The organism is Eikenella sp. NML120348, assembly GCF_001648435.1.
GTDB lineage: Bacteria > Pseudomonadota > Gammaproteobacteria > Burkholderiales > Neisseriaceae > Eikenella > Eikenella exigua.
On sequence record NZ_LXSP01000003.1, the window covers coordinates 52132 to 78450 of the forward strand.

At 50.9% G+C, this 26319-nt stretch carries 42 protein-coding genes; 29 read left to right on the forward strand and 13 right to left on the reverse strand.

Annotation, left to right across the window (positions count from 1 at the left end; all coding sequences use genetic code 11):
• Positions 1-4 precede the first annotated feature (4 nt).
• The 7 genes from A7P99_RS05315 to A7P99_RS05345 form a co-directional block, all read right to left on the reverse strand.
• Positions 5-451 (reverse strand): single-stranded DNA-binding protein, encoded by a 447-nt coding sequence (locus A7P99_RS05315; protein ID WP_067686747.1) that lies wholly within the window; start codon positions 449-451, stop codon positions 5-7.
• Positions 448-1074: a lambda exonuclease family protein gene (locus tag A7P99_RS05320; RefSeq protein WP_067686750.1), complete on the reverse strand. Its 627-nt coding sequence runs from the start codon at positions 1072-1074 to the stop codon at positions 448-450. Before A7P99_RS05320 ends, A7P99_RS05315 begins: the two co-directional genes overlap by 4 nt.
• Positions 1071-1586: a hypothetical protein gene (locus A7P99_RS05325; RefSeq protein ID WP_067525218.1), complete on the reverse strand. Its 516-nt coding sequence runs from the start codon at positions 1584-1586 to the stop codon at positions 1071-1073. Before A7P99_RS05325 ends, A7P99_RS05320 begins: the two co-directional genes overlap by 4 nt.
• A 195-nt stretch (positions 1587-1781) precedes the next feature.
• Positions 1782-2117, reverse strand: coding sequence for a hypothetical protein (locus tag A7P99_RS05330; RefSeq protein WP_067686753.1), 336 nt, complete (start codon positions 2115-2117; stop codon positions 1782-1784).
• Positions 2114-2371 carry a hypothetical protein gene (locus tag A7P99_RS05335; protein ID WP_067686756.1) on the reverse strand — a complete coding sequence of 86 codons (258 nt, stop codon included), beginning with the start codon at positions 2369-2371 and terminating at the stop codon, positions 2114-2116. The genes A7P99_RS05330 and A7P99_RS05335 overlap by 4 nt, the downstream gene beginning before the upstream one ends.
• A 9-nt stretch (positions 2372-2380) precedes the next feature.
• Positions 2381-2614 (reverse strand): hypothetical protein, encoded by a 234-nt coding sequence (locus A7P99_RS05340; protein ID WP_067686758.1) that lies wholly within the window; start codon positions 2612-2614, stop codon positions 2381-2383.
• The gene (locus tag A7P99_RS05345; protein ID WP_067686761.1) at positions 2611-2805 is read right to left on the reverse strand and encodes a hypothetical protein; all 195 of its coding nucleotides are present in this window, start codon (positions 2803-2805) and stop codon (positions 2611-2613) included. The genes A7P99_RS05340 and A7P99_RS05345 overlap by 4 nt, the downstream gene beginning before the upstream one ends.
• A 187-nt stretch (positions 2806-2992) precedes the next feature.
• Between A7P99_RS05345 and A7P99_RS09680 the strand changes: the two genes are divergently transcribed.
• Positions 2993-3460 (forward strand): DUF4145 domain-containing protein, encoded by a 468-nt coding sequence (locus tag A7P99_RS09680; RefSeq protein WP_197481758.1) that lies wholly within the window; start codon positions 2993-2995, stop codon positions 3458-3460.
• A 121-nt stretch (positions 3461-3581) separates the two neighbouring features.
• Here A7P99_RS09680 and A7P99_RS05355 read toward each other — a convergent pair whose 3' ends face one another.
• From A7P99_RS05355 to A7P99_RS05375, 5 genes are all read right to left on the reverse strand, one after another.
• Positions 3582-3824 carry a hypothetical protein gene (locus tag A7P99_RS05355; protein WP_067686768.1) on the reverse strand — a complete coding sequence of 81 codons (243 nt, stop codon included), beginning with the start codon at positions 3822-3824 and terminating at the stop codon, positions 3582-3584.
• A gap of 18 nt (positions 3825-3842) precedes the next feature.
• Positions 3843-4133 (reverse strand): hypothetical protein, encoded by a 291-nt coding sequence (locus tag A7P99_RS05360; protein WP_067686774.1) that lies wholly within the window; start codon positions 4131-4133, stop codon positions 3843-3845.
• Positions 4134-4532: 399 nt separating this feature from the next.
• The gene (locus tag A7P99_RS05365; RefSeq protein WP_067449118.1) at positions 4533-5063 is read right to left on the reverse strand and encodes a hypothetical protein; all 531 of its coding nucleotides are present in this window, start codon (positions 5061-5063) and stop codon (positions 4533-4535) included.
• A complete protein-coding gene (locus tag A7P99_RS05370; protein ID WP_156499699.1) occupies positions 5063-6016 on the reverse strand; it encodes a hypothetical protein in 954 nt (317 codons plus the stop codon). Before A7P99_RS05370 ends, A7P99_RS05365 begins: the two co-directional genes overlap by 1 nt.
• A gap of 100 nt (positions 6017-6116) precedes the next feature.
• Entirely contained in the window at positions 6117-6824 is a 708-nt protein-coding gene (locus A7P99_RS05375) for a helix-turn-helix transcriptional regulator (protein WP_067686783.1), read from the reverse strand.
• Between the two features lie 114 nt (positions 6825-6938).
• Between A7P99_RS05375 and A7P99_RS05380 the strand changes: the two genes are divergently transcribed.
• The 15 genes from A7P99_RS05380 (at position 6939) to A7P99_RS05445 (ending at position 13680) form a co-directional block, all read left to right on the forward strand.
• Complete coding sequence (locus A7P99_RS05380) at positions 6939-7160, forward strand: YdaS family helix-turn-helix protein (RefSeq protein WP_067686786.1); 222 nt, start codon at positions 6939-6941, stop codon at positions 7158-7160.
• Between the two features lie 229 nt (positions 7161-7389).
• Positions 7390-7686, forward strand: coding sequence for a hypothetical protein (locus A7P99_RS05390; protein WP_067686790.1), 297 nt, complete (start codon positions 7390-7392; stop codon positions 7684-7686).
• Positions 7683-8006, forward strand: coding sequence for a hypothetical protein (locus A7P99_RS10035; RefSeq protein ID WP_156499701.1), 324 nt, complete (start codon positions 7683-7685; stop codon positions 8004-8006). The genes A7P99_RS05390 and A7P99_RS10035 overlap by 4 nt, the downstream gene beginning before the upstream one ends.
• Before the next feature lie 149 nt (positions 8007-8155).
• The gene (locus tag A7P99_RS05400) at positions 8156-8362 is read left to right on the forward strand and encodes a hypothetical protein (RefSeq protein WP_067686794.1); all 207 of its coding nucleotides are present in this window, start codon (positions 8156-8158) and stop codon (positions 8360-8362) included.
• Positions 8363-8425: 63 nt separating this feature from the next.
• Positions 8426-9139, forward strand: a complete 714-nt coding sequence (locus tag A7P99_RS05405) for a phage regulatory protein/antirepressor Ant (RefSeq protein WP_067686796.1) — start codon at positions 8426-8428, stop codon at positions 9137-9139.
• Positions 9140-9226: 87 nt separating this feature from the next.
• On the forward strand, positions 9227-10126 hold the full coding sequence (locus tag A7P99_RS05410; protein ID WP_082881539.1) for a helix-turn-helix domain-containing protein: 900 nt from the start codon (positions 9227-9229) through the stop codon (positions 10124-10126).
• Positions 10123-10788 carry a hypothetical protein gene (locus A7P99_RS05415; RefSeq protein WP_067686801.1) on the forward strand — a complete coding sequence of 222 codons (666 nt, stop codon included), beginning with the start codon at positions 10123-10125 and terminating at the stop codon, positions 10786-10788. Before A7P99_RS05410 ends, A7P99_RS05415 begins: the two co-directional genes overlap by 4 nt.
• Before the next feature lies 1 nt (position 10789).
• Positions 10790-10990: a hypothetical protein gene (locus A7P99_RS10040; protein ID WP_156499703.1), complete on the forward strand. Its 201-nt coding sequence runs from the start codon at positions 10790-10792 to the stop codon at positions 10988-10990.
• The gene (locus tag A7P99_RS05420) at positions 10977-11210 is read left to right on the forward strand and encodes a hypothetical protein (protein ID WP_067686804.1); all 234 of its coding nucleotides are present in this window, start codon (positions 10977-10979) and stop codon (positions 11208-11210) included. The genes A7P99_RS10040 and A7P99_RS05420 overlap by 14 nt, the downstream gene beginning before the upstream one ends.
• Positions 11197-11751 carry a recombination protein NinG gene (locus tag A7P99_RS05425; RefSeq protein WP_067686807.1) on the forward strand — a complete coding sequence of 185 codons (555 nt, stop codon included), beginning with the start codon at positions 11197-11199 and terminating at the stop codon, positions 11749-11751. The genes A7P99_RS05420 and A7P99_RS05425 overlap by 14 nt, the downstream gene beginning before the upstream one ends.
• Positions 11748-12170 carry a recombination protein NinB gene (locus A7P99_RS05430; protein ID WP_067686810.1) on the forward strand — a complete coding sequence of 141 codons (423 nt, stop codon included), beginning with the start codon at positions 11748-11750 and terminating at the stop codon, positions 12168-12170. The genes A7P99_RS05425 and A7P99_RS05430 overlap by 4 nt, the downstream gene beginning before the upstream one ends.
• On the forward strand, positions 12171-12326 hold the full coding sequence (locus A7P99_RS10045) for a hypothetical protein (protein ID WP_156496273.1): 156 nt from the start codon (positions 12171-12173) through the stop codon (positions 12324-12326).
• A 1-nt stretch (position 12327) separates the two neighbouring features.
• On the forward strand, positions 12328-12825 hold the full coding sequence (locus tag A7P99_RS05435) for a hypothetical protein (RefSeq protein WP_067449088.1): 498 nt from the start codon (positions 12328-12330) through the stop codon (positions 12823-12825).
• 88 nt (positions 12826-12913) lie between these two features.
• A complete protein-coding gene (locus A7P99_RS05440; protein WP_197481759.1) occupies positions 12914-13228 on the forward strand; it encodes a DUF4282 domain-containing protein in 315 nt (104 codons plus the stop codon).
• Entirely contained in the window at positions 13228-13680 is a 453-nt protein-coding gene (locus tag A7P99_RS05445; protein WP_197481760.1) for a hypothetical protein, read from the forward strand. The genes A7P99_RS05440 and A7P99_RS05445 overlap by 1 nt, the downstream gene beginning before the upstream one ends.
• A 52-nt stretch (positions 13681-13732) precedes the next feature.
• On the opposite strand, the gene A7P99_RS05450 is transcribed toward A7P99_RS05445, so the two are convergent.
• Positions 13733-14719, reverse strand: coding sequence for a P63C domain-containing protein (locus A7P99_RS05450; RefSeq protein ID WP_067686818.1), 987 nt, complete (start codon positions 14717-14719; stop codon positions 13733-13735).
• A gap of 330 nt (positions 14720-15049) precedes the next feature.
• On the opposite strand from A7P99_RS05450, the gene A7P99_RS05455 reads away from it, so the two are divergent.
• The 13 genes from A7P99_RS05455 (at position 15050) to A7P99_RS05515 (ending at position 26317) form a co-directional block, all read left to right on the forward strand.
• A complete protein-coding gene (locus A7P99_RS05455) occupies positions 15050-15901 on the forward strand; it encodes a KilA-N domain-containing protein (RefSeq protein WP_067686821.1) in 852 nt (283 codons plus the stop codon).
• A 224-nt stretch (positions 15902-16125) separates the two neighbouring features.
• A complete protein-coding gene (locus A7P99_RS05460) occupies positions 16126-17067 on the forward strand; it encodes a hypothetical protein (protein WP_156499704.1) in 942 nt (313 codons plus the stop codon).
• A 147-nt stretch (positions 17068-17214) separates the two neighbouring features.
• A complete protein-coding gene (locus A7P99_RS05465) occupies positions 17215-17616 on the forward strand; it encodes a hypothetical protein (protein ID WP_067449078.1) in 402 nt (133 codons plus the stop codon).
• Positions 17613-17975, forward strand: coding sequence for an XRE family transcriptional regulator (locus A7P99_RS05470; RefSeq protein WP_067686828.1), 363 nt, complete (start codon positions 17613-17615; stop codon positions 17973-17975). Before A7P99_RS05465 ends, A7P99_RS05470 begins: the two co-directional genes overlap by 4 nt.
• A gap of 1 nt (position 17976) precedes the next feature.
• Positions 17977-18393, forward strand: coding sequence for a hypothetical protein (locus A7P99_RS05475; RefSeq protein WP_067449074.1), 417 nt, complete (start codon positions 17977-17979; stop codon positions 18391-18393).
• Between the two features lie 178 nt (positions 18394-18571).
• Complete coding sequence (locus A7P99_RS05480) at positions 18572-18982, forward strand: hypothetical protein (RefSeq protein WP_067449193.1); 411 nt, start codon at positions 18572-18574, stop codon at positions 18980-18982.
• 4 nt (positions 18983-18986) lie between these two features.
• Positions 18987-20336, forward strand: coding sequence for a PBSX family phage terminase large subunit (locus tag A7P99_RS05485; RefSeq protein ID WP_067686831.1), 1350 nt, complete (start codon positions 18987-18989; stop codon positions 20334-20336).
• Positions 20333-22288, forward strand: a complete 1956-nt coding sequence (locus A7P99_RS05490) for an anti-CBASS protein Acb1 family protein (RefSeq protein WP_067686834.1) — start codon at positions 20333-20335, stop codon at positions 22286-22288. Before A7P99_RS05485 ends, A7P99_RS05490 begins: the two co-directional genes overlap by 4 nt.
• 186 nt (positions 22289-22474) lie before the next feature.
• A complete protein-coding gene (locus A7P99_RS05495) occupies positions 22475-23263 on the forward strand; it encodes a phage minor head protein (RefSeq protein WP_067528137.1) in 789 nt (262 codons plus the stop codon).
• Positions 23260-24435 carry a DUF2213 domain-containing protein gene (locus A7P99_RS05500; RefSeq protein WP_067528135.1) on the forward strand — a complete coding sequence of 392 codons (1176 nt, stop codon included), beginning with the start codon at positions 23260-23262 and terminating at the stop codon, positions 24433-24435. The genes A7P99_RS05495 and A7P99_RS05500 overlap by 4 nt, the downstream gene beginning before the upstream one ends.
• Before the next feature lie 3 nt (positions 24436-24438).
• The gene (locus A7P99_RS05505) at positions 24439-24918 is read left to right on the forward strand and encodes a hypothetical protein (protein ID WP_067686837.1); all 480 of its coding nucleotides are present in this window, start codon (positions 24439-24441) and stop codon (positions 24916-24918) included.
• Between the two features lie 4 nt (positions 24919-24922).
• Positions 24923-25921, forward strand: a complete 999-nt coding sequence (locus A7P99_RS05510) for a major capsid family protein (protein WP_067449062.1) — start codon at positions 24923-24925, stop codon at positions 25919-25921.
• 63 nt (positions 25922-25984) lie between these two features.
• On the forward strand, positions 25985-26317 hold the full coding sequence (locus A7P99_RS05515; RefSeq protein WP_067528131.1) for a hypothetical protein: 333 nt from the start codon (positions 25985-25987) through the stop codon (positions 26315-26317).
• Positions 26318-26319: the final 2 nt, after the last annotated feature.

The following is a 26319-nucleotide window of genomic DNA, read 5'->3' on the forward strand; positions in this document are numbered from 1 at the left end:
CATCCTAGAAAGGCACGTCATCGTCTATATCATCTTGCGGCACAGCTTGCGGCGGCGCTTGCCGTTTTACTGGCTGCGGCACCGGCTGCGGTGCTGGTGTGTGCTGCCCCTCCCCGCCATCCGCTTTGCCACCAAGCATCTTCATTTCGCTGGCGATGATTTCAAACGCGGTGCGCTCGATGCCGTCTTTGCCGGTGTATTTGCGGGATTGGATACGGCCTTCGATATATACTTGGCTGCCTTTCTTCAGGTATTGCGCGGCGATTTCGGCTAGCTTGCGGTACATAGTGATGTTGTGCCATTCGGTGCGCTCTTTCTTCTGCCCGCTCTGGTCTTTCCAGCTTTCGCTGGTGGCAATGGAGAAGTTGCACACGGCATCGCCGTTTGGCATGTAGCGGGTTTCAGGGTCGCGGCCTAGGCGGCCAATCAAAATTACTTTATTCAGGCTCATGAAAATTCCTTCATTTGTTTTTGGACAAGTTCGATAAATCGTTGCTCACGCGCCAGCAGTTGCTGTATCTGTGTGCGGTATTGCTCGCGGTGTACACGGTAAATCAATAGCTGGTGTGGCTCGGGGGCAAAGCTGCAATAGCTGACAAAATCCCACCACTCGCGCCCGGTATGGGCAAGGTTGCCCAGTATCTGCCAGCGGTAGGCGGGGTCGAAGCTGCCGCGCCGTTTGGTGGCGGCATGGGTTTGCGGCAGTACGCTTTTGATTTCAATGCCGCCTTCTTCTCCGATTAAGCCATCAGGGGAGCAGCCGATATAGTCATCACAGAAAAAGCCGCCGTTTTGCACGGTGCAGAATGTTTCTGCCTCATACAAGGCGCGGGCTGCCGGCTCTTCTATGTGGCCGCGCTCCATATCGGCATTGCTGTAGCCGTCGCCGTAGTGGGCGCGCATGGAATGGCCGTTGATGCGCTCGAAGGCGATTTGCACGGCCAGGCGCTTGGCGGCATCGCTGAAGGCTTTGGGCTGATTAACCATGATGGTGGCGAAGTTGGAAGCAGTCAGCCGCCCGGCGCGCAGCTCTTCCCATTCCGGGCTGTTCTGTTCGATGTCGTACCATTTCATGATTGGGTCGCCTGCCGGATAAGCGCCTGACGGTTCTCTTCGCTGATGTGAACGTGGGCTTCCACCTGTTCCAGACTGCCGTCGCGTTTATAGGCATCGATGGCGCGCTGCCACATGACTTGGTTGCTTGGGGTGAGCTCGCGCTTCGGCGGGCGGACGGCGGCAGGGCGGATGCGCAGGCCTTCCACGGTTTCGCGCCCGAATCTCACGTTGTGGTCTACATAGATTTCTACCTGCACGCCGTTCCAGTCTTCCAGGAACGGGCTGCCGGTTATCTTGGCGACCATCTTGGAATTGGTGGCGTTGAGTATCATGGGTTTTAACGGCTCGCCGGCTCGGATTTCACGCTCGGCGAAGTAGGCGGTATTCATACTGTCTTTGGTTTTTTTGGTTTTGTCTGCCTCGACTTGAACGCATCTGATGGTAAGCACTACCGGCTCGACAATATCGGCGGCGGACAGGTAGGGGCTGTCGAATACTTTGCGATAGTGGGTTTTGTTTTGCTGGGTCATGATGGGCTCCTAGGATAAATGGCGTTCAGGTGGTTTGGCTGGGGTCGTAGTGATAACTGGCGGCTTCACAGTGGCATGACAGCGCTGGCAGGTTGGGGTTGGCGGGAAGATGCCGCTCCATACATCAGGGATAACTACTTTGCCACCACATTGGCTACACGTTCCGATTACGCGATACATGATTTACTCCGGTGGTTATTGGATAGTCGGCGGTACTGCATCGGATAAGCCAAGCTCGATTGCTTTTTTGTTGGCTTTGTCTAGTAGCAAGACGGCTGCTGTAACGACTTCTAGAAAGTCATCTGCTTCGGCATCGCTTGCTGCAGCCAGTTGCCTTGCCTCCTCTGCAATCGGCAGGATGATTTGCCGAAGGGGTGGGATGGCTTCGGCGGCAAACATCTTGCTAATCTTCCCGCTTAGCTCGGTGGTGTAGATGTGTATGGCGGCAGCGGCAAGGCCGGCGGTCATGCCTAAAATGTCGCCCGCGCTGACTGGGTGTTGTTTTGTAATCAACTCTTGGCTTTTGCTCATTGCGGTACTCCAAAATCTCTTCCAAATGTCATGCTTAACAACTCTCTCAAATAATATGGAAGCGGCATATTCAACGTTTCTACTTGGGCAAGGTCGCAAAGTCTGATGGTGTCGGCAGCCGTTAATTCTTGGCCTTTCTGCTCTTTCAGCCATTGTTCGACTTGGCCTATACCATCCTTGTTGAGCCTTTCGAGTACCTCTTCCAGCTCAATATCAACTTCTACGTTGGCATAAACTTCACGTTCGAAAATCATAAATACTTCCTATTTAGTCGGCTCGTACACCACGCCGCGCATTACCTCGTAGTCGGTCATCTCTTCGTAGTGTTTCTGCGCTTCGGCGGCTTCCTGCGCTGCTTGGCGGTCTAGTGCTGACACGCGCTCAGCGGCTGTCTCTGTGGTCTGCAAATACTGGTCTTGGCTGTCTAGGGTGGGCATGGCGACAAAGGCCGCGCCCATAAAAAAGGCCGCTGTCCAGGCGGCGAGGGGGGATTTCATTTTAGGTCTCCTGTAGTTTGGATCTGTGTCAGAATGCTGTATTTACCGACTAAGGCAATGAACAGTTTGGTGCGCTCTTGTTCACCCAAACCTTTATAATGCTGTATCAGTACAGCTTCCCGGTTTGGCAGATTCATGATGCTGTTTAAAAATCTGGTCTCCCGGGTCAAATCTTGATTGAGAGTATTCATGTTACAAATTCCTTTGGATTGTCCGTATTGTAAAAAGAAGGATGTGGCGTTTACATTGTGTTACGTCCGCCCTACTCAAAAAATTGCATATAACGGTTTGACGCGGATTGTGTCGTTGGTGGTTTGCAATCATTGCGGCGGCGGGGTTGTTGGTCATAGCGAGCTTGAGCCAAGCGTGGCAATAATATTGGCACAACATGCAGCAGCAAACGTTCGTCAGCTTGACGACTTAGGCTATGGGTTGGAATGGTTGCCCGAGCCGCCCAAACCAGATATTCCAGACCATACACCGCCGGAGGTGCTGCCTTTCCTGCTTGAGGCAGAAAAACTGTTTCTGCTGGGCGACGACTTCGCCCGTTCGGCAGGGAATGCCTACCGCTCAGTGGTGGAAGCGGCGTTGTCTTTAAAAGATACGGAGGGCAAGGATAAAAACCTAAACTGGCGGATTAACCGCCTAGTGAAAGATGGGGTGCTGACTGCGGAGATGGGCGATTTTGCCCACCATATCCGCCAGCTCGGTAATGATGCTTCCCATTCCCTGCTTGAGTTCACGCCGCAAGATTTGGTGCAACTGCGGCTGTTCACCAAGATGCTCATCATGTATTTGTTTACCCTTCCAGGGATGATTCCGGCCGAAGTGCCAAATGCTACCTGAGTATTAAAGATGCAGGCGTGCGGTAGTTAGAGGGGGGATTACCCTTGCAAGGAGTTCAGCCGCCGCCTGCTGCCGGTGTTTTGCCCCACCGCCGGCTGGGGGTCTCTGCGCCACTTTGCGGTTATTGGCTGGCTGCCAAGCCTGTGAACTGCTGTTCGCGTTCGCGCCGCTCTTCCTCTTGTTCTTCCTCTTCCTCGCGGATAAGGTTGTCGGCTTTATCCATCATGTGCCTGATGATTGCAGCCCGCACCTCCGGGCTTAGCCCGTCTATGATTTCATCCAGCGTTGTGCCTTGGATAAGGTTTATGCCGCGCTGCAGTACCTTAATGGCGCGGCTGCACTTCCAATCTGTATTGCTTTGCATGATGTTCTCTTCCTTATGTCAGAAGCTGTTCCAGTATGCTTCGTTGATGCACTCTTCGCGGTATTCGCGCTCGTCAGATTCTCTTTCACGCTCTGCTTCTTCGCGCTCTTTCTTGATGCGTTCCTCAGCCATCTCTAAAACGATGTTCCGAACTTCGCGCTCGGCCTGTGGGCTTAGGCGGTGCATGATGTCGTCCAGGATGCTGTCGGCTATGATTTCGTCCGCAGTATCAGAAACGTAACTGTCATCGTCCAGGCTGCTCAAGTAGGCATTTAATTGGCTGTCGTGGTGTCTATCGATGCGTAACATGATTGTTCTCTCCAATCAATTAATGAATGTTTAATCAAGCCATCTCCTTGAAATGGCTCTGTTAAAAATTCGTTTACCGTTGATAGGGGCGGCGGCTTCCTGGCCTGTTTGTCTTTTGCCCCAGTTCCCCTCCGGCCTGACTGCTGCTGCTTGAGGGTGGCGGTGAAGCGGTGTTGTGCTTCGTTGGGGTGTATTATAGCAATGCTAAACAATAAATCAATAGCAAAGCTAGCTTTAATGCTAAATATTTTGCTAAATTTCTATATAGCTTTGATTATCCGTTGAATTTATTTTTCACACGCAACAAAAAAGCCGCACTTGGCGGCAACAGTCGGCTACGGGTTTACGGTTGGATGGGATTTGACGGGCAAAAGAAAAGCCCGCGCGGGGCGGGCCAGGTCATCCTTTGGTTGTTGTGATTAAGAGATACGTTCGCTTAAGCACCATTAATATGGTTAAAAGCAAGTTCCCTGTTACAAAGACATTCAACGGTATCAGGACATACCTTGATAAAGAACAAGAAGGCTCCAATGCTTGATAAAGTAGTGCGCATACAACCAAGATAATTGATAAGAGGATGCAATATGAAATGTTGTGATACATTTGTTGGATGATTGTTTTTCTCCGTTCAATATCCTTTATAGAAGCCATATCCTCATTTGCTATTTGAGCATAACATAATTTCTGATATTGGTCATAAACCATAATAAGAACACTAATTAATAATGCAGAAAAAATTGCTCCAAAATTTACCAACGTACTCACTACGTCCGAGTTTAATGTATAGTTCTTATATACGAAAAAAATCGCAAGAAAAAATGGGAAACCAAAGAACACAAAATAATCACTGCACACCACTTTATCATTGGTATCAACTAAAGTTTTGAGATGGTTTGAAATAATTATTCTGATATCAATTTTGGCACTCATCAGTATATCCTATCAGCAATATCCTTGACCACTTTTTTTGTCAGTTTTAGCAGCTTAAGATGGTCTAGCTCTCCGTTGTCTTGATTAATTTCATCTTCTTCTAAGATTATATCAGAAGAAATGCTTTGTTTGTATCCCACCTTTAATACTCTTTTATGCCCATCCAATTCAAAAGAGCCTGAAACTTGGCAACCATGCTCTTTTTCAAGCATTTCAACCATTTTTGCTTCGATACTATCTTTCTCACGGAAGCCACTCAGGCTAATCCTAAAAGGCTTCTTTCGACTGGCTCTAATAACTAAATAAGCATCAAAATCAGTGGATATGGATTTTAATTGGTCTGCCACATCGGAACGCAATAGCTTAAATTTTCTAATTTTTATTTCTTTTAATGCGGCGTTGCTCCATTTTTCATAAATATTCCCATATTGCATCGGATTATATTGCAGCCTTAATCCTCTGCTAATGTTTATAAAAACATCTTTAAATGAATCTGAAAAAAGGGTTTTTACGCCATATTGCCCTATATGGTGGAAAATACAGATTGCTTCTTTTTTACATTTAGGAATATAAAAATAAAAGAAATATTTCAATAAAACTGCATCTGTGTTTTTTAGTTCTCGTGGCTGTTCATCTGGGTTGGCGGAATTAAAAATTTTACCAGGAGTTCCCCAGTTTCCTTTCTGTATATATCCGTGGATGATTCTATTTTTAGAATCAATCGTTAAATCGGAAACCTGGAACAGCATTTTTTCATCAGATACTTTTCTTGGTGCATCCGTCCTCTGCCCTTCTAAATACTTTGCAAGGACATCAAATAAATCATGGTTGTTTATTTTGTCCAAATATAGGTATTGATTTGTCCTTTTCCCATCCCAAAACAAATCCTCACTATCATCATCAAAGTTAGAGTTGTAACAGCGTAATACATATGGCGATAATTTATGTTCCATAATAATAAAAAAGTGGTTATAAAAAAGTAGAAGTAAAAATAACAAACAAGCCTAGTCCCCAGCCAACCCCTGCGGCAATATCCCGCTCTGCCGCAGTACCTCAATCCAACACACTCCACCAAAACACGCGGCCTATTATTTGAATATCGGATGCATCGACTTCTTCGTCCGGGTGCTCATCTTCGTTGTAGCTGTGGATGCGGATTCTGTTGCCGGGTAGGCGGTAAAGGATTTTGGTGCGCAGCCAGCCGTCATGATTGATGGCGTAAATCTTGCCATCTTTAATGTGCTTTTGGCTGGTGTCTACGCCTAACGTAGCGCCGTCAGGGAATACCGGCTCCATGCTGTTGCCATCGGCAGATACACATACTACGTCTTTAGGGTTGATGCCTTTGCGGCGCAGGGTGGATTTGTGAAAGCGCAGCTTATAGCCGTTGAAGTCGGACGCTTCAAATGCACCGGAGCCGGCAGATAAGCGCACTTCTTTCAGGAATGGCACTTCACACTCTGCATTATTGAGCGGTGTGCCTTCCTGCCATGTTTCGACCATAGCGAAAGCGGTTGCGTTGGATTCCACCGGTTTGCCGGTAGGGTCTGACTGATATTTTTCGCCCGTGCCATCTAAATATCCCTGTGGCAGTCCAAGAGATTTCTCAATATTTAGCGCGGCTGCATCCCCAATGTTCCGATAGCCGTTAAGCCATTGATTAACTTGGGCAGGAGCCTTGCCGATTGCGCGGGAAAAATCAGCTTGGCTGCCGTGGAATTTCTCTTCAATCAGGGTTTTTACCCTTTCTAGCCGTGTCATTTTCTCTTCCATATTAGCAAGTTGTTTGAATATACAGCAATGCTTAATTTAGCAAGGCTACTTTTTCTATTTAGCTATGCTATAATTTGTGCTAAATAGACAGGAGTAAGCTATATGCAACTAAAAGAATACTGCGCGAATGAGCGTGGCCGACAGCGGGCAATCGCTGAAAAAATCGGCATTGCTTACGCATACATGAACCAAATCGTTACCGGCCACCGCCCTATTCCCATTGAGTATTGCGCCAGTATTGAGCTGGCTACGGATGGGGAAGTAACACGCCAAGAGATGCGCCCGGATGATTGGCACAAGATTTGGCCGGAATTGGCGGGTTAAGCCATGAAGCGTGAGAAATGCACTGAAGAGGTCAAGCTCCATATTCCTCAGGCGATGAAAGACGACCTGAAAACGCTGGCTGCCCTTAACGGCTTCACTTCACTCAGCGCTTATATCCGCTATGTGCTGGATGGCCACGCGTATGGACATGTTAGCTCCATAAAAGACTTACTAACAGAGACAGTTAGGGACTAGTAGGGGCGCAAATATTTTTGAGAAAGGAAAGAAGATGACGCCGCAAGACATTGAAGATTTCGGCATTGAAACGTGGGTTGATACCGACAACCGCCTGTTCCTATCTGATCCGGAGCGAGAAGGAGATGCGCCGCTGGCCTTCCGCCTGCCAGTAAAGGCTGAAGGGAAAGTCTTCGCTGTTTTGGTATTCCAATACCGCCTAACCGTCAAAGGGAGAAGAATTTTCCAAGCAGAAGCATTGCTGCCGGTAGATTGTCAAATGCCGCATCCACCAGCTTTGTGGTCAGATGTTTTAGGGCTTCGTCAGGCAGAAGAAAGGAAGTGTAAATGAGTGATTTTGAACAGGCCGTTTTAGGCTTGCTAATGTTCCAGACGGCCTTGATTCTGACGATGTTTATCTATCGAATCGTTCACGGTATTCATCAAGCGATGAAAAGAGCCCGACGTTCAATACAAGAAATACGCGACCGTCATCAACAGATATTTTCATCTCTCGATCACACACAACAAGCAAGCCCTGTGGCTCAGGAATATCAGCGATGGTTAGAACATCCCCGCATTGTATTGTCTCAATTCCGTCTAACTCGTGGGTTTTATTTTGAAAAAGTATGGGGATTGCGTGTTTTGCTTTCCCGTAGCCATGAACTTTAAACCGCATGATTTTACCTTTCGTGGTCGGTTGTTGTGAGAGACAGCCATTTTACCACGGCAGACAAAGCGGAAAGACGCTTGGCAGCCCGGACAGACGGGCAAAAGAAAGCCCGCTGAGGCGGGCCGGAAAATCACACTAAGGAACTCCTATGGATTATGCGAAAAACGAATACACGTTCTCCTACCGTTTCAAAGGCAGGACGTGGTCATTGAGCATTTGGGCGGACAGCCCGGAAGAGGCTAGGGAGAAACTGGGGGCTGCGGCCAATGCGCGTTATGACGGGCAAATCATGCAACGGATTTATGTGCCGGTCAAGGCTGCCTGGTTTCGGCGGTTTCGGGAATGGTGGGAGTGAAAAAAAGCCCGCCGGAGCGTGGCGGGCAATGGTGTTAGGGAGAGCTACAAATCGGAGCAGATTATGAATCAGATTATCCAAATTGGCAAGCAGCAACAACCTTTGATGAGCAGCCGTGAAATCGCCCAGTTGTGCGAGAAACGACATGACAACGTTTTGCGCGACATTGAGCGGCTGAATTCGACCTATGCGGAAATGGGTCTCCTCAAAATTGAGGTCTCTAAATATATCAATCAGTTAAATGGTGTCGAGTATCCCGAATACCTGCTTACCCGCGAGCAGTGCATCGACCTGATAACGGGCTACCGCTCGGACATGCGTATCCGCATCAACCGCCGCTGGATGGAGTTGGAGCAACAGGCTGCGCCGTCTATCCCGCAAACCCTGCCAGAAGCTCTGCGCTTGGCTGCCGACTTGGCCGAACAAAACGAAAAACAGGCTGCCTTGCTGGCTGAAACACAACCCAAGGCGCAGGCATTGGAGCGTATCAGCTATGCCGATGGCGATATGTGCATTACCGATGCGGCAAAGCTGCTCAAACTCCGCCCGAAAGACCTGTTCGGACTGTTGAATATGCGCCGCTGGATTTACAAGCGCGACGGGCGCGGCTCGTGGATTGGCTATCAGGACAAGGTGCAGCAGGGCCTAATCCGCCACAGCGAGCACCGCTACACCGACAGCAGCGGCACGGAGCAGCTGCGCGCCCAAGTGTATCTGACCCCAAAGGGCATTACCAAGCTGGCGCAGATGGTGGAAGCGGAGGCCAGCCATGCGTGAGCGTTTTTGGAGTTGGGCATTCTCCCTGGCTTTGAGAGTGAGTGAATTTTGCGAGCGCCGCATGTTGGCGGCAGTGAGGAACAGGAAATGAGCGTGAAGTTGATGAGTATTGCATGGGATATGAGTTTGCCGATGGGGCAGAAAATGTTGTTGCTGGCACTGTGCGACCATGCCAACGACGAAGGGGTGTGCTATCCGAGCCAAGAAAGGCTTGCCGCCAAGTGCAGCATGGCGCTGCGGACGGTGGTCAGCCATTGCAAATGGCTGGAGCAGCGCGGCATTTTGAGAAAAGAGCGCCGCCAAAACACCCAACGCAGGAAAACCGATCTGTACTACATCACGCTGGATGAATATTCAGAACCTGCAAATTCTGCATGTGCAAATTCTGCATGTGCAAAATCCAGCCCCGAACGTGCAAATTTTGCACCTTCGGAACGTGCAAATTTTGCACCTTCGTATAAAGAAGAACCATCAGAAACCTTTAACCATCAGAGAGAACCGTCAGAGGTGGCGACGGGGATAAATCCCGCCGCTGCCGAACCTGAATTTCAGCTGGCAGAAATCCAAACTGCCAAGCCTGCCAAACCAAAACCCAAATCTGAACCGAACCCCGACAACGTGGCGACTTGGCAAGCCTATGCCGGAGCTTACCGCGAGCGCTACGGGGTATTGCCTGCCTCGAATGCCAAAACACGCGGGCAGACGGCGCAACTGGTGCGCTTCGTTGGCAGGGAGCTTGCCCCGCATCTGGCGGCCTACTTCGTTTCCCACAATAACCGCTGGTTTGTGCAGTGCCGCCACGAAATCGGCTGCCTGCTCAAGTCCTACCAGCAGGTGCTGACCGATATGCAGCGCGGCGAACAGATGACCCAAGCCAAAGCGCAGCAGGCCGAACGCACACAAGGCAATTTTGATGCCGTGATGCAGTCCGACGACATAGCGGCGTGGGAGCGCTACCAACGCAAACAACAGGGAGCAGCAGCATGAACCAACAAGAATTTTTGGCCAAACGCGCCGAACTGAAACAGGCGCTGGCCGTTACCGCCGAACTAACCGGCACCACTTTGAGTGCAGCCGCTGTGGATGTGATGGTGGATGACTTGCAAACCTACGAAACGGCAGCTGTGCTGTCTGCACTCAACCGCTGCCGCCGTGAGCTGACCGGGCGCTTGAGCTTGGCTGCTATCTTGGAGCGTATCGATACCGGCCTGCCGTCTGCCGATGAAGCTTTCGGGATGTTGGCCGAAGGATGGCGCAATGAGGAGTTGACTGTGATTGTGCCGGAAATCGCCATGACGGCGGCGGGCAACGGGGCATGGGAGCTGTTCGCCGCCGGGGATAAGACTGGGGCGCGTATGGCCTTCCGCGACAGCTACACCCGACTTTCCGCCGACTTGCTGGCCAACGGGGGCAAAGTGAAATGGTTCGTTAGCCGTGGCTACAACCGCGAGCATCAAACCACCGCCATCATGGATGCAGTACGCAAAGGCCGCCTGACCGCCGAACAGGCACTGACTTGCTTGCCTTCCGAGGCGGCGGAGGAAAGGCATTGGCTGGAAACCGGCGAGCCGCTGCCCGCATTGCCGAACGGCAACCCGTTCCGCCCGCAGATTGCTGCGCTGCTCGAGCGATTGACGATGGAGGTGTGATATGGACACCTGCCCCTGCTGCCCGCCTACCGGTTCTGTACTGAACTTCCGCTGCCCGGAATGCTGTGCCGAACAAATCCGCCGCTGCCGGCCTAACAGGAAGCTGCAGGAGAAGATGTTGCACCAGCTGACTGCCATGTCCGGTGCGCCGACCCGTGAAGAGATTTTGGAGAAAGTGAGGAAACAACATGGAATCGATTGACAAATTTTTGGAACGTTACGAGCAGCACAGATGGCTGTATATCCTGACTTCGCCCGTGGTGCTGTTGATTGGCTTTGTGCTGTTGCTGATATTCACGGCTTTGGCCGGGGCTTGGCTGTTCGTATCGGAATGCTGGCGCGAATACCGGGGCTACATCACATCATACCCGCAACGCTACCGGACGGTTTGGCGCGGGAGGAAGCGGGATGGCCAAGCGTAAATGCAAGGTGTGCGGCACGGTGTTTGAGAAGCAGAGGATGGGGCAGCTTGTCTGTTCCATAACCTGCGGCATTGAGTATCGGCGTGAGCAGAAGCGCAAGGCGGCTACCAAGGCAGAGCGCGAAGCCAAGCGCAAGGAGCGGGCGAGAACCAAGGCGCTGCGGCACAAGCTGGAGACGATACCGGAGCTGACCAAGAAGGCGCAGGCGGCGTTCAACCGCTACATCCGGCTGCGGGATAGGGGCAGGCCTTGCATCAGCTGCGGCACACCGTGGAAGGACAACTTCCAAGCCTGCCACTATGTGCCGGCGGGCAGGAGCGGCAAGCTGCGGTTTGACGAGGCCAATGTGCATGGCGGCTGTGTGCGCTGCAATCTGTACGAGAGCGGCAATATCCGCGGCTACCGGCAGGGCTTGATTGAACGCATCGGGCAGGCGCGGGTGGAAGAGCTGGATGCCGACCATGAAGTGCGGAAGTGGACGAAAGAAGAGCTGCGCGAACTGGCGGCGGAGTACCGCAGGAAAGCGAGGGAAATCGAATGAGCCAAAAGTTTGAGCGGGTGCTAGACAAGAAAAACAAGCGGGATGTGATGAAGCTGGCGTATGAGATGGCGGGAACGCTATTGCAGTCGCATGAAAAGGTCATTGTGGAAGTGCGGGAGCGGAAACGTTCGGATGCGCAAAATGCCAAGCTGCACGCCATGCTGGGGGACATTGCGAAACAGAAAACCTTTAATGGCCAAAAACTCTCAATCGACCAATGGAAGATGATTTTTGTCTCCGGGCACCGGATTGCCACCGGCGGCACGGCTGAAATGGCGATTGGCTTGGAGGGCGAAGTCATCAACCTACGGGAGAGTACGGCGCGGATGGGGGTGCGGCGTACGGCGAGTTTGATTGAGTATATCCAGGCGTGGGCGGCGGGCAACGGGGTGGAGTTTGGCGGAAGGGCGGAGGGGTAAATGCCGCAAACCTACAAAGACCCGACCTTTGATGAAGTAGCCCGCCGTGAAGCCCAACGGCAGCGCAAGGCAAAAATCCGGGCAAGCCGCTGGTATCGAGTAATGAAACGCCGCCGTATCAAGAAACTACTATCCAAACAGATGAACAGGAAATAGCATGTACCAGTCAGTCGAAGCAGCATTGAGCCACGCCTACCGCTTATCTTGTATGCGGATTGAGCCATTGAACAATACCGCACAAATTTGCCACTGGGTGGAGGATAAGGGCGTAAGTCGTGGCGGCGGACAAGGGATGACACAACATGACTGGCACGCCAACAGTGCGATGATACGGGCAAGGGTGGAACGACTGCTGAACCATTTGGAGCTTTGTGCTGTAGAAGCCCAATACGGCAGCAATTTAAGCCGTATCGTGGATTTGAGCAGCTACATCTTAGAACAGCAGCAAGGCATTTCCTTGTTGCTCTGTGATGCCCTGTTGTCTCATATTTTTTCAGGTAGCCCGAAGCAAACAGAGATTCAGGATAGATTTGATATTGGGCGAGTAACGTTGTGGCGGAAAAAGAAACAGGTTGGGGAAATCGTTGCCGGGCTGCTCAATAGCGCCATTTGCAAACTGGAGCCAGAGTTGAGGCAAGCGGGGATTTTAGATTAAGATAGATTAAATTGCTTTAAGGTTTGTATAATAGCAGATACCAATTAACCATTTTTAGAGGGGATTAGGAATGCGTAGCATATTTTTCTTGGATTCTGTTTTATCCACTAAAATCATCACTTTGATTTACTGGCTACTGCTATTGGTCAATAACCTGTTTGCCATCGGCTTGATGATGGGCGGGTTTGCCGGTGGACAGTCGCAGATTGAGGCGCAGCAGGTCAGCGGTGTGATGGGGATATTCGCAGGTTTGGGCTTGCTGATATTCGGCAACCTGATTATCCGCTTGTGGGCGGAATTTACTGTGGTTATGTTCAAAATCCAACAGAACACCTACAAGACTGCCGAGAGAATCGGCTATTTGATTGAACAAAATAGGAAATATCCGAAACAAGGAGAATAATGATGAAAAAAACATTATTTATCATATTGTTGTCAATCTCCCTGCCATCTATAGCGGAAGTGAAGTCTATATTGCCAGCAGGGGATGATGGGCCGGAGCAATGCCAAACATTAAGGGGATTTATTTCATTCACTCAAAACGCTTATAACTTTGCCTATACTGGACAATACTCTCTTCAAGCGGCAGATGAGAAAGTCAGTGCTTATGCTATGGAATCTATTGCTAGGGATGGCGCTTACTCTTTGTCATCTATGGCCTCGTATCAGGATTTAATAGCGATGGCACGCCAAATCCGAACCCAAATTTTTGATGGTACCTTGCCTACAAGTAAATGGAGAGACCAGCAAATTATCATACAAAATCGCTGTATCGAAATGGTTCGGTCAGACCCGATGATAGATAATTCATCATATAGCAGAGCTATTGATTATCGGCAGTTGAGAAACAGGTAAACGCCAGCCCCTTGCATTTGCAGGGGGCTTTTCATGGAGTAGATGGCTGCTTTTACTCGCCTAAATCAAGCGGTATGGTGTTATTTAGTTTGGGATGGACAATATCTAGCATACGGTTGAAATCATCCTTATCTTTAGCCAGCTTCAATAACGTAACGACGGAAACTAGGTGGTCCTTCAGTTTCGGATGCCCGACATCTTGCGTTAAGAGTTGATGTAGTTTGGCTTTTCTCTCCTGTTTGCTGGCCGCTTTTTTCAACTCAGGTAGTAGCTCTGGAGCAAGACGGGCATATACAGCATTGTTGGTAATATGCCCGAAGAACTGTGGGAATTGGTTGTTTTTAAGCGGAGGGAACGGAACGTTATACAACCGACAAAGCTCTTTATAATATTCCAAAGGGAATGTTTTAACCCAAGGTTGCAGTTCTTTCGCAACGAAAGCCTCAAGGATTTTGGCAAGGGCATTTTTGGCTCGTGCATCTTGATAGCCAGTTGCCTCGTCAACAAGAGCGATAATACCAACCTTAGCTAATGATCTAACGAGGATTTCTGCTTTTTGTGCGGTTGATAATTGGTTCGCTTTTGTGATTACCCCAGCTTCCCGGGCTTTCAGGTACAAATCACACACCAAAGGCAAAATTGTTGCGTCAAACCCTTCCTGTTTTTTATTGGAAAGATTAACGTATTCAATTTTATTGATCACTGCCCGCAAATCCTCATCAATAAAGGGTTGCAGGTTTTTTGCATCAATAAAAACGGGGGTATCGATCACCCTTGCGTTCCCACGTGCAGGACGGTCGAGCGCACGAAAGATGGCTGCTTGAGTAATAACACGTCGATTATCATCTAATACCGCTACATCTAGCTCGGTATTACCAATATTCAGTTTACCCTCATACATAGCTTTCGGCATTGCTGCCTTAGCCTGCCTAGCAGCTACCATTTTAGCCGCCTGCTCCTTGCGTTGCTCCGGTGTCATTTTCGCTGCCCTGGCTTTCCCGCCAATAGCACGGCCTGTTGCTGATTGAGTTTTTGACATCGCTGTTCTCCTGTTAAAAAGACGTACAAATTATATATTGCAAGTAATATATTTGCAAATAATAAATTGCTAGTTAAAAATATCTTGCGCGATGCTGTGATTTTGTTTATGATACCACCTAGGTGCTCGAAACACCTGCAAGCGGCATCCGCCCCGACAGAGTGGATTTTTTGTGTCTATTGGTTTCATTGTTCTCTCCTTGAACCTATCACAAAGTTTACTCCTATGGCGGGGTGCGCCAGTCCGTAAGGCTGGCGGCATGCCTTGTACATGTTTCGAACACCCCGCCACCCCTTCGAAAGGGTTTGAAACTTATACAAGGAGTAAATCATGTCTCATATCAAAACCGTATCTTTCGGTAATTTCCCCGTTTCTTTCCAAAATAATGGCTACCTGAACGCTACTGTTGTTGCCGCTCATTTCAATAGGCGTGTTGGTAATTATCTAAAATCTGAAAGAACTCAAGAATATATCTCTGCACTTGCTGAAAAATTAAGCGTTACTCCAAAAAGAGCAACGGAAGATAATCAAATAGTTATCATCAAACAAGGCGGCACAGAACAAGGAACTTGGCTGCACCCAAAACTAGCAGTTGATTTCGCCCGCTGGCTCGACCCTAAATTTGCCGTATGGTGTGACGAACAGATTGAGCAGATTCTTTCAGGTAGCCCCAAGCTCGAAACCCAAACCACGATAGACGAACGGCGCGGCTTGGTGGATGCGGTCAAGCTGTTGGTGTCCCGCTGCGGTATCGATTATTCGGCCGCCTACCGCATGGTGCATCAGCGCTTCGGTGTGGCGCATATCGACCAAATCGCCGCCCCGTTGTTGCCGTCTGCAGTGGCCTACGTTCACAGCTTGATGTTGCATAACGGTATTAGCGGCGAAGTGCTCGACAGGCTGCCTGAAAACCTGCAGCCCAAGCCCCTGCGCAACCTACAGGGCGCCGTAATCAACAGCCTGTACTGCGCCGAATTTATCTATCAACACCGGCTAGCCTTGCGAGGGCTGAACCGCCGCTTAGCAGCCACCCTGAACGACCATGCCGCCGACAGCATCATGTTCCTGCGCAACGTGGCCGAACAGGCCGGCATCAAAGTACCCGATAACGAGTATTTCCAATACTTCCCTTGGGATGGCGATAGTGCGGAGAAAGCCAGCTATCACCAGCTCAACGCCTGATTTTCAGGTAGCCCAAGCCCCTTAATCGAATCGTGGTTAAGAAATAAAAATACCATTGATTTTCTTGGGGTTTGGGAAACCATCAATAACCCAAATTTTAATTTGGTGGAATTCCACCAAATTAAAACTGAGGCAGGGCTGACCGCGTGTTTTGGTGGAGCGTGTTGGATTAATAGTAATTAGGACTGGCTGCGTTATAATGGCGTTTTAGTCCCGGGTAAGAGGTGTTAAAAAACATGGCGATAGATGAGGAAAATACGGATTTAGTCCCACCCCCGTTGCAAGTTCAAACAGAGTTATTTGTAGTGGAGCGCCAAATTGAAATAGATGGCGTTGAAATGGGCGTTCTGGAAAATGGGCTTCCATTCCTTACAGAAAGTGGCCTTGCCCGTATGTGCGGTATAGACAGGAAAGTGTTAAACCGCCTGGCTGCAAATTGGCCGGAAGAGAGGCATAAGCCTAGAGGTAGGGCGATTACACAATTACTCCTGCAGCATGGGTATGAAGAAGACACATTGTTTTTGAAGTCTCTCCATAATGGCGTAACGATAAATGCTTATACCGAGCCGGTATGTCTTGCCTTGCTCGAGTATTATGCTTTTGTTGCTGACGAGCGCCGAATGGAGGCTTTGAATGCATTCAGAAGCCTTGCTAGGACAACTTTTAGGCTGTTTATTTATGAGGCTGTTGGTTACTCGCCGGAGCAGCGGCTAATTGATAGCTGGCGGCATTTCCATGACCGCATAGATATGACTTTAGATTCAGTCCCGCTTGGATATTTCAGTGTATTCAGAGAGATTGCGTCAATGATTGTTCCAATGATACGTTCCGGCTTAATTATCAGCGATAAAGTTATCCCTGATATATCTGTTGGTAAAGCATGGAGTGCATACTGGCAAGAAAAAGAGATGTCAGCTTTATATGGCGACAGAAGAAAATACGATCACGATTACCCGCTCTATTATCCGCAAGCGAAAAGTAACCCGCAGCCATCTTGGTGCTACCCTGATGCCGCATTGGGGGAGTTTAGAAGCTGGTTGAGAACTAACTACATATTAAGCAAGTTCCCCAAGTATTTGCTTGGGCAAGTTAAAAAAGGGAAACTGCCGCAAGCCTCTGCCCAAGTTGCAATTGAGGCGCTCAAACACAAAGCCCTGCCGGAATAATATTTCATCCCCCAGCCCGCCCCGTGCGGGCTTTTTCAGCAGCCTTCGGGCTGCTTTTTTTATTGCGGCTGCGGTATGATGGAACTTAGTTTGCCTAGGTGTGTTGTTGGATAAATTTGATGCCCATAGTTTACTTATAAGTGTACAATGAAACCTAAACTGCTATACAATGGCATACGCCCTTTATATGTACTCTGCGAAGATGGGGAAGAGTTGTCCGGCTTAGAGCATGAGCTGGATAGCTACCGGCAATCCGCCCAAACCGTCCGCCATGAGGCTAGTATCCAAGCTATTATGCAGCGCTTCGCCAACGGCGAAAGACTGACACCGAAGATGTTTCATGAGGCCGGCAAGGCACACGGCTTCACCGTGTATGAGTTCATCAAACAGCCGATTCGTGTTTATTGTATAAATATCCCGAACTCAAAAGGCTGTCTCCTGCTTAGCCATAGCGTGTTGAAAAAATGGCAGAAAACTAAATCATCAGATTTGGAAAAAGCTTATCGGCAACTGCAAAATGTGTTGTCATTGGAGCATTTGGTATCATGAATAAAATAGAAAATTACGAACTGATAAAAGCTCAAGAAGAGGTGAAGGTTGATTTCGCCATCATGCTGAATAACCTCTTGGATGAGAAAAAACTCTCCTATACCGACCTGGCCAAACTCACGGGCAAAAGTAAATCACTTGTTTCTAGGATTATGGGCGGCAGCAATAATCTGACTATAGAAACCATGGTTTCTATGTTATTTGCGCTGGATGAAAAAATTGTGATTTCTACCGAAGATAAGCTGCAAGCAGAATATGGACGGGTTTTGAGTATTACATCCGACTCCCCTATAACCAACTTATCTAAGCGACAGCCTTACCACATCGGCAACTTCAGGCCGCTAGCGCTGGAGGTGTAAAGTGAAAATACAACTGCTCGACATCAAACAGGGCTCGTCAACCAAACGTCTTGGTGGGCAGGGTATTGATATATCGGGAATCAACAGAAGCCTCACCATCACCCAAGGTAAGCTGTTTCTGAATGAAGAAAATGACCAGATTTTAATCCGTCCCCAAGCACAATTTCGGATTGCGAATGGGGAGGATGAAGAGATTTTCGCCCTCGAATCCGAATATATGGTGTTTTTTCGCTTAGAAGGCGTAGACGGGCAAACCCCGGAACAAGCATTAGGCAGAAACCCCGCGCTAGTGGCGAAATTACATGAATATTCGCAAATTGCGGTAGGTATTCATCTTCAGATGGAATTAAACCTTACCACCTTGGATGCGGGAATGCCCCTGTGGGAAGGGGAATACATCACTCCAAACCCAAGCTAAAAATTGATTAGAACAGTATGCCTCAAGCAGCCTTCGGGCTGCTTTTGTGTTGCACTTGACAATATGAAACACTTTTGGTATAAAACTGCTATATTTCGAAGAAAGTTGCGAATTGGCGATTTTCTCTTTTATTTTTGGCTGTCTGCGGGCAGCCTTTATTATTTTCAGGCAGCTCGATATGGCAAAAGCAGAACGCCCAGTCGGGCGACCAACAACATACAGTCAGGAAACGGCAGATAAGATCTGCGAACTAATCGCCCGGGGCATGAGCTTGCGGGCGATTTGTGCATCTGCGGATATGCCAGCGGGAGGCACAGTGCACCGCTGGCTGACGGAACACCAAGATTTTCAGGAGCAATACGCGCGTGCGCGCGAAGAACAGGCAGACGGTTTTGCTGACGAGATTATCGATATTGCCGATTCTGTCGCACCCGAAACTGGCGAAGTGGCGAAAGCCAAACTACGAATCGACGCTCGCAAGTGGAAAGCCGCCAAGCTTGCGCCGAAGAAGTATGGCGAGAAGCTGGAACTGGATGCCGATATGCGCGTGAAGGTAGAGACCCGCCCACTGGAAGACATTTTCAGGTAGCCCTATGGCCAATCCGTATTTCAAGCCGCTTATCCGTAAGGCACGTTACAAGGTGCTGTACGGTGGGCGCGGTAGCGGGAAATCATATTTCCTGGCGGAATTGGCGGTGGAAGTGTCGCGCCGTATCAGTACAGTAATCCTGTGTGCCCGTGAGTTTCAAGGTTCGCTGGACGACTCGGTGTACCAACTCCTGATTGAGACCATTGACCGCTTGGGCTACACGGATGAGTTTGATATTCTGAAATCAGCCATCACCCACAAAGGCACGGGTGCAAAGTTCGTGTTTTACGGCATCAAGAACAACGTTACCAAAATCAAATCGATTCAGGGCATAGGCGTGTGCTGGGTGGAAGAGGCCGAAGCAGTAACGAAGAACTCTTGGGATGTGCTGATACCGTCCATCCGTGGCGACAAGAACGCGGAAATCTGGGTGAGCTTCAACCCGAAGAACATTCTGGACGACACCTATCAGCGGTTCATCATCCACCCGCCGAAAGACAGCATCGTCTTAAAGGCTAACTACGACATTAACCCGCATTTTGAAGATACGCCGCTATTGGCTGATATGCTCGAATGCAAAGAGCGGGACGAAGACCTATACCGCCATATTTGGCTGGGCGAGCCGGTGGCAGACAGCGAACTGGCGATTATCAAGCCAAGTTGGATTGAAGCCGCTATTGATGCACATGAAAAACTGGGCTTCTCCGCCGCAGGCCGGCGCATCCTCGGTTTTGACGTGGCTGATGAAGGCGATGATGCCAACGCCACCGTATTGCGGCACGGATCAGTCGTAACCGATATGCAGCAATGGCGCGGGCAGGATGTAATTTATTCCGCCGACAAGGTTTACCTGTACGCCCAAGAGCAACATATCGACCGCATTGTGTATGACAACATCGGCGTGGGTGCTGGTGTGAAGGCGCAGTTCCGGCGCAAGAACGGCAAGGTGCAAACGCTTGGCTTCAACGCGGGTGGGGCGGTGTACAAGCCCGATGCGAAATACACTGATGATAAGAGAAACCGTGACATGTTTGCCAACATCAAGGCACAGGCATGGTGGATAGTGCGTGACCGCTTCTACAAGACGTGGCGAGCTGTGCACCATGGCGACAGCTACCCAGAAGACCAGCTTATCAGCCTATCAAGCAGCCTGCATGATTTAGAATACCTCACCGCCGAACTGAGCCGCCCACGCGTGGATTACGACCAAAACGGGCGAGTGAAGGCTGAGAGCAAGAAAGACATGAAAAAGCGCGGCATCCCCAGCCCGAACCGGGCGGATGCGCTAGTAATGGCCTTTGCCCCTGTGCAGGGCGGGCTGAACATAAACCCCAAGATATTGAGCGGACTATGAGCAAGAAAAAGAATAAGCCAAACGCCAAGGCCATGCGCCGCGCGTTGCAAAGGCTACCTGAAAAACAGCCCGCATCATACAGCTTGGATTTCCCTACTCTGCCTGACGGCGTAAAGCCAAACGGCATGGCCATGGACAGCAGCCCCTTAGGAAACTTTGGGGCTGATTGCTTTTTCGGCACCGGCTTTATCGGCTATCCCAAGCTGGCCGAATTGGCGCAGATTTCTGAATACCGCAGCGTAAGTGAAACCACCGCCAACGAAATGACCCGCCAATGGATAGAAATCAAATCCGTAGGAGAGGAAGACAACAGCGAGGCCATCAAGCAGATTGAGGAATGCTACGAACGGCTGAACGTGCGCGATGTGTTCCGCAAGGCCATCGAAACAGACGGCCTGTTTGGGCGTGGGCAGATACTGGTGCAAATCAAAGACCACGACGGCAAATTAGCCAACCCGCTGCTCCTAACCGAGAAAACCATCGCCAAAAGCAGCCTAAAAGCCTTGGTGAACATCGAGCCGATGTGGACGACCCCTGCGCCCTACAACGCCATCGACCCTACCCTGCCCGATTTCTACAAACCGAAAGCATGGTATGTAATGGCGCAGGAAATCCACGCCAGCCGACTGTTCACCCTGATTTCCCGCCCCGTGCCGGATATGCTCAAGCCCGCCTACAACTTCGGCGGTGTGAGTATGACCCAACTCATGATGCCTTATGTGGAACGCTGGCTGCGCACCGTGGACTCTGTCAGTGACCTGCTACACAGCTTCTCTTTGTCTGGCATCAAAACCGACATGAGCGCGGTACTGAACGGCAGCGACGACGGCGACACCAACATCATGCTGCGTGCCGAACTGTACAACCGTTTGCGCGACAACCGCGGCCTGATGCTGTTGAGCAAGGAGGAAGAAGAGTTCTTCCAGTTCAACACCCCACTATCCGGCTTGGATACGCTGCTTGCCCAATCGCAGGAGCAAATGGCCGCCCCTAGCCATACTCCATTGGTGAAGTTGCTCGGTATCACCCCCAGCGGCCTGAATGCCAGCACAGAGGGCGAGATTGCTGTTTACTACGACCACATCCGCGCCATGCAGGAAAACCTTCTGCGCGACCCGTTGGACAAGCTGCTAAAACTGGTGCAACTGCACCTGTTCGGCAAAGTGAACGACAACATCACATTTGACTTCGTGCCTTTGCAGCAGATGAGCGAAACCGAGCTTTCCACCATCCGCAAATCCGATACCGACCGCGACGTGGCCTACATTCAGGCTGGGGTAGTGTCGGCAGAGGAAGTACGCGGGCGGCTGGCGAGTGAGCCGGACAGCGGCTACAACGGCATCGACGTAGAAGATGTGCCTGAAATGCCCGATGACGGCTTTTCAGACGGGCTGAATGACGGCGTGGAGGAAGATGTCGGAGAATCCACCGACCCAAAGCCTAAGCCTGCCCAAGATGCCCAATGGGACGAATCCAAGCATCCGAGGGCGGAGAACGGGCAGTTCGGGGAGGGAAGCGGGCTGCCTGAAAAACAGGATGGCCAAACCCAAGCCGGAATCCCTGAAATCAAGGGTAACGAGCTGGGCTTGTGGTCAAGTATGAAGGAGCTGCGCGAGAAAGCTCGGGCGTTTGCACGACGGTTTGTCGGGAAGACTTTTAAAAACCGAGAAACCGGACATGAAATCATGGTTTCCATGAGTGGGGTGAAGCACACCATCGCACACGGAAACGACGGACTGATTAAAACCATCCCGATTATTCCGGATATGTTGCAGGCTGCACATTTCCTTCACGCAGAGAAGCCAAGAATTGCAGACAGTAATGTTCTCGAAGTTGAGAAATATTCGGTAGATGTGGCGATTGAAGGGGAAGTAAAGCGGATGCTGATTACGGTGAAACACCAAACAGACGGCAGACGTTATTACGACCACGGATTTTGGGCAGACAAATGAAAAAGGCAACGTTTAATCTACGGTATATCGCCAGTTGCTAAGACTGGGTTATTGAACCGCCGTTGCCTTGGAGAGCAGCATCATAACCAACCAGCACCTTCGCGCGTTCATATGCGACCGACCTCTTAGTTGATTAGTGATACCGCTTGATTCCATTGTATGCCAACCAACCGCCGAAAGCAAGCCATGAAACTGTCCACCCCGTCCGATAAAGACATCATCCTGAAGCCGATACAGCCCAACCTGGGCGTAGAAGCCGCCTACCGCAAAAGCCTGAAAAAGCTGCTGCGTGAAATGCGCGCCGACGTGCAGGGTTTGCTTGAACGGCACTACCCAAAAGGCATTGCCCAAGACAGCCTGACCGACGGCTTGCAGGCTGCTTTGTCTGCCCTGTTGCGTTATTGGCTGGCACGGCTGGACAAGCTCGCCCCGCAAATAGCGGAAATATTCACCAATCAAAGTGCAGGCCACACTGAGAGAGCTTTTCAGACAGCATTGCGTGATACGGGGTTTGCCGTCCGTTTCCGTTCCACGGTGCAGCAACAAACTGCTTTACAGGCTGTATTGGGCGGTAACGTCTCACTTATCCGCTCCATCGGCCAGCAATACCTGAACCGCGTAGAAGAGAGCGTGTGGCGCAGCGTGAATGCAGGCTACGACATGGCGCAACTGACCCGCGAACTGCGAAAGGACTACGGCATCAGTGAACGCCGCGCCGCCTTTATCGCGCGAGACCAAACCAACAAAGCCAAGGCTGCCATCGAAAAGGCACGTCGGCAGGAGCTAGGTATAACAGAGGCGATATGGATGCACTCCCACGCAGGCAAAGAGCCGCGCCCGAGCCATGTTGCCGCCAACGGGAAACGCTTCGACGTGAGCAAAGGCATGTATCTGGACGGCAAATGGGTACAGCCGGGGACAGAGCCGAACTGCCGCTGCACCAGCCGCAGCGTGATTAAAGGATTCAACTCATGACAGACAAAATCATACTCGCCCAAGACCGATCCCTGCGCTCCTACGACCAAGATGGCAGGCTGCACGTTGCCAGTTCCAACATCAGCAAGGCCACGGTAAACCCCTACTACGGCAGCGAAATCCCAAACTATCAACAACTAGGTTTGGAGCCAAAAAAGGTTTACTACCTGCTGCGCGACCCGGAAGAGTTGGAAAAAGCTGCGCTATCCTTCAACAACCTGCCACTATTAAGCAAGCATATTCCCGTTTCTGCCGATGAGCCACAGAAAGAAGTGATTGCCGGCACAACCGGCAGCGATACCGTGTTTGAGGAAGGCTACCTGAAATGTTCGCTGGCCGTGTGGGATGCGGAGGCGATTGCGGGGATTGAGAGCGGCGAGCAGATGGAGCTTTCCAGCGCGTACCACTACACCGCCGATATGACTGCCGGAGAGTTTGAAGGCAGGCATTACGACGGCGTGATGCGCGATATTGTCGGAAACCATGTAGCCCTTGTCGATGTGGGTCGGGCGGGGCGTGATATTGTAGTAAGCGATGCAGACCCATTTCACGAAAGGAAAACTATGAAACTGAAAGCAGGCGCGAAAGCGCGTATTCAGGCAGCCGTACAGCCCCTGTTGGCGCAGGATGCCGAGTTGAGCCCGGATGAGCTGTTACAGGTTATCGGATCACTCACCAACGAAGTACAGACGGCTGAGGACGACGGCGAAGAGTTGCCGCCCGAAAATGTCGAGAATGTCGGCACGGACGAAGACGAACCGGAGGAAGGCGAAAACAACCCCGCCCCCGCCGAGCCGGAAGAATCTGCCGAAGACGAAGAACCGGAAGCTCCCGAAGGTGGTGCGCCCAAGCCCGCGCAAGACCGTGCCATTTCCAAAGTGGCAATGGATGCGGCCATCAAGCGTGCTGTGGAAGCCGAGCGCCAACGTTCGCAAGCCTTGGCTACGGCACAGCGCGAAGTGGCGCCCATTGTCGGCGATGTAGCGATGGATAACGCTGCGGACGTGTACAAGTTCGCGCTTGAGCAGAGCGGTGTTGATGTAACTGGCGTACATCCTTCTGCCTACCGCGCCATGGTCGGCATGTTGGGCAAGCCCAAACAGCCGATTGCACAGGATGCGGCCAAAACCGCCGAACAGTTCCCCGGTTTATCACGAATCAGAAAGGCTTAAACCATGTCATTCCAAAAAGCAGTTAAATCTTACCAAGCCCCCGCCGTTGCGGGGGATTTTGCTGCCCACAACCCGAACGCTTCCATGCTGGCGGGTGAAGGCACCCTCGTTAGCGGCACGGACGGCGTAACCGTTGGCGTGTTTGCTTGGGCGGATGCCGACGGCAAAGTGTCCAACAAGAAAACCGCCGGCGCGCGTATCGGCTTTGTCCACCGCGAACAGCAAGCCAGCATCACTGCCTATCTGGCGGAACACGGTAATCAAATCCTGCCCGGCCAAATCATCACGCTGGCTGTAGCAGGCGACTTCTGGGCGTATTTCCCTGCCGGTGCCGATATCGGGCAGAACGTGTTTGCCAAAGACACCGATGGCAGCCTGAAAGCATCAGCCGCCGACACCGAAACAGGCCACACCCTTACCCACTTCAAGGTAGCTTCCAAAGCCGCAGCGGGCGAACTGGCCAAAATCACCACATGGGAGTAATTGAATGAATACCTTACAGCAATTAGAACGCGATGCCGGCATCGTCTTTATGGGCGGCGGCAAGAAGCTGATGAACGAACAGGTTCAGGCAGCTTTGGCAATGGACGCACAGCCTGCGCTAACCACTACCGGCAACAGCGGCATCCCCGCATGGATGCTGACCTATGTAGACCCGAAGCTGATTGAAGTCGCCCTGCAGCCGATGAAGGCCGCCGAAATCTTCGGCGAAGTGAAAAAGGGCGACTGGACGACCGAAACCGCTATGTTCATGCTGGTAGAGCCCACCGGCGAAGTCTCCAGCTACGGCGACTACAACAACAACGGCGTAAGCGGTGCCAACGTCAATTTCCCGCAACGCCAAAGCTACCACTACCAAGTGTTCACCCGCTGGGGCGAACGCGAAGTAGCGCGCGCCGGCGAAGCCAAGATTGACTATGTGAACCGTGTCAATCAGGCCAGTGTAAACGCGCTCAACCGCTTCCAGAACAAATCCTATTTGTTTGGTATCAAAGGTTTGCAGAACTACGGCATCCTCAACGACCCGAGCCTGCCGGCCGCTACCGCTGCCGCGCAAGCATGGGCAACCGCCACCGGCGAGCAGGTATACGAATCCATCCGCAAGCTGTTCCAAAAACTGTTGCAGCAAACCGGCGGGCTGATTGATATGAACACACCGCTCTTACTGGTGTGCAGCCCCACCGCCAGCGTGGAGCTGACCAAAACCAACCAGTACAACGTAAACGTTACCGACCAACTGAAAAAGAACTTCCCCAATCTGCGCATCGAGACCGTGCCGGAATATTCCGCCGCATCAGGCGAGATGGTGCAGTTGATCGTGGAAGAGTTGGACGGCCAACGCACGTTGGAATGCGGTTTCACCGAAAAATTGCGTGCGCACAACATGGTTTTGGAAGCCTCCAGCATCAAGCAGAAGAAATCGCAGGGCACATGGGGCGCAATTATCTACCGCCCGTTCTGCATTGCTTCCATGACCGTGAGCTAAACTGCCTGCAAAACAAGGCTACCTGAAAATAGGTAGCCTTTTCTCACTTCAAAGGAAAATCAAATGGCAAAACAAAAAACCGTAACCGTTGGCTGCAAGCTGCCCAACGGGCTGATTATCGAAGTTGGCGGTCAGTCAGTAGAACTAAATGGCGCGAACGCTTCAAACATCATCGGCGGCCACGGCATCACTTACGATGTGGATGCCGATTTCTTCAATGCTTGGCTGGAAGCGCACCAAGACCGTGACATGGTGAAAAACGGCTTCGTATTCGCTCACGAAGAGGCAAAAAACACCAAAGCCGAAGCCAGGGAAAAGGCCGACAACGAAACCAAGCTGGAAGCCATCAACCCTGACGACAAGGCCAACGGCGTAAGCACTGCCAAGGATGAGTAACC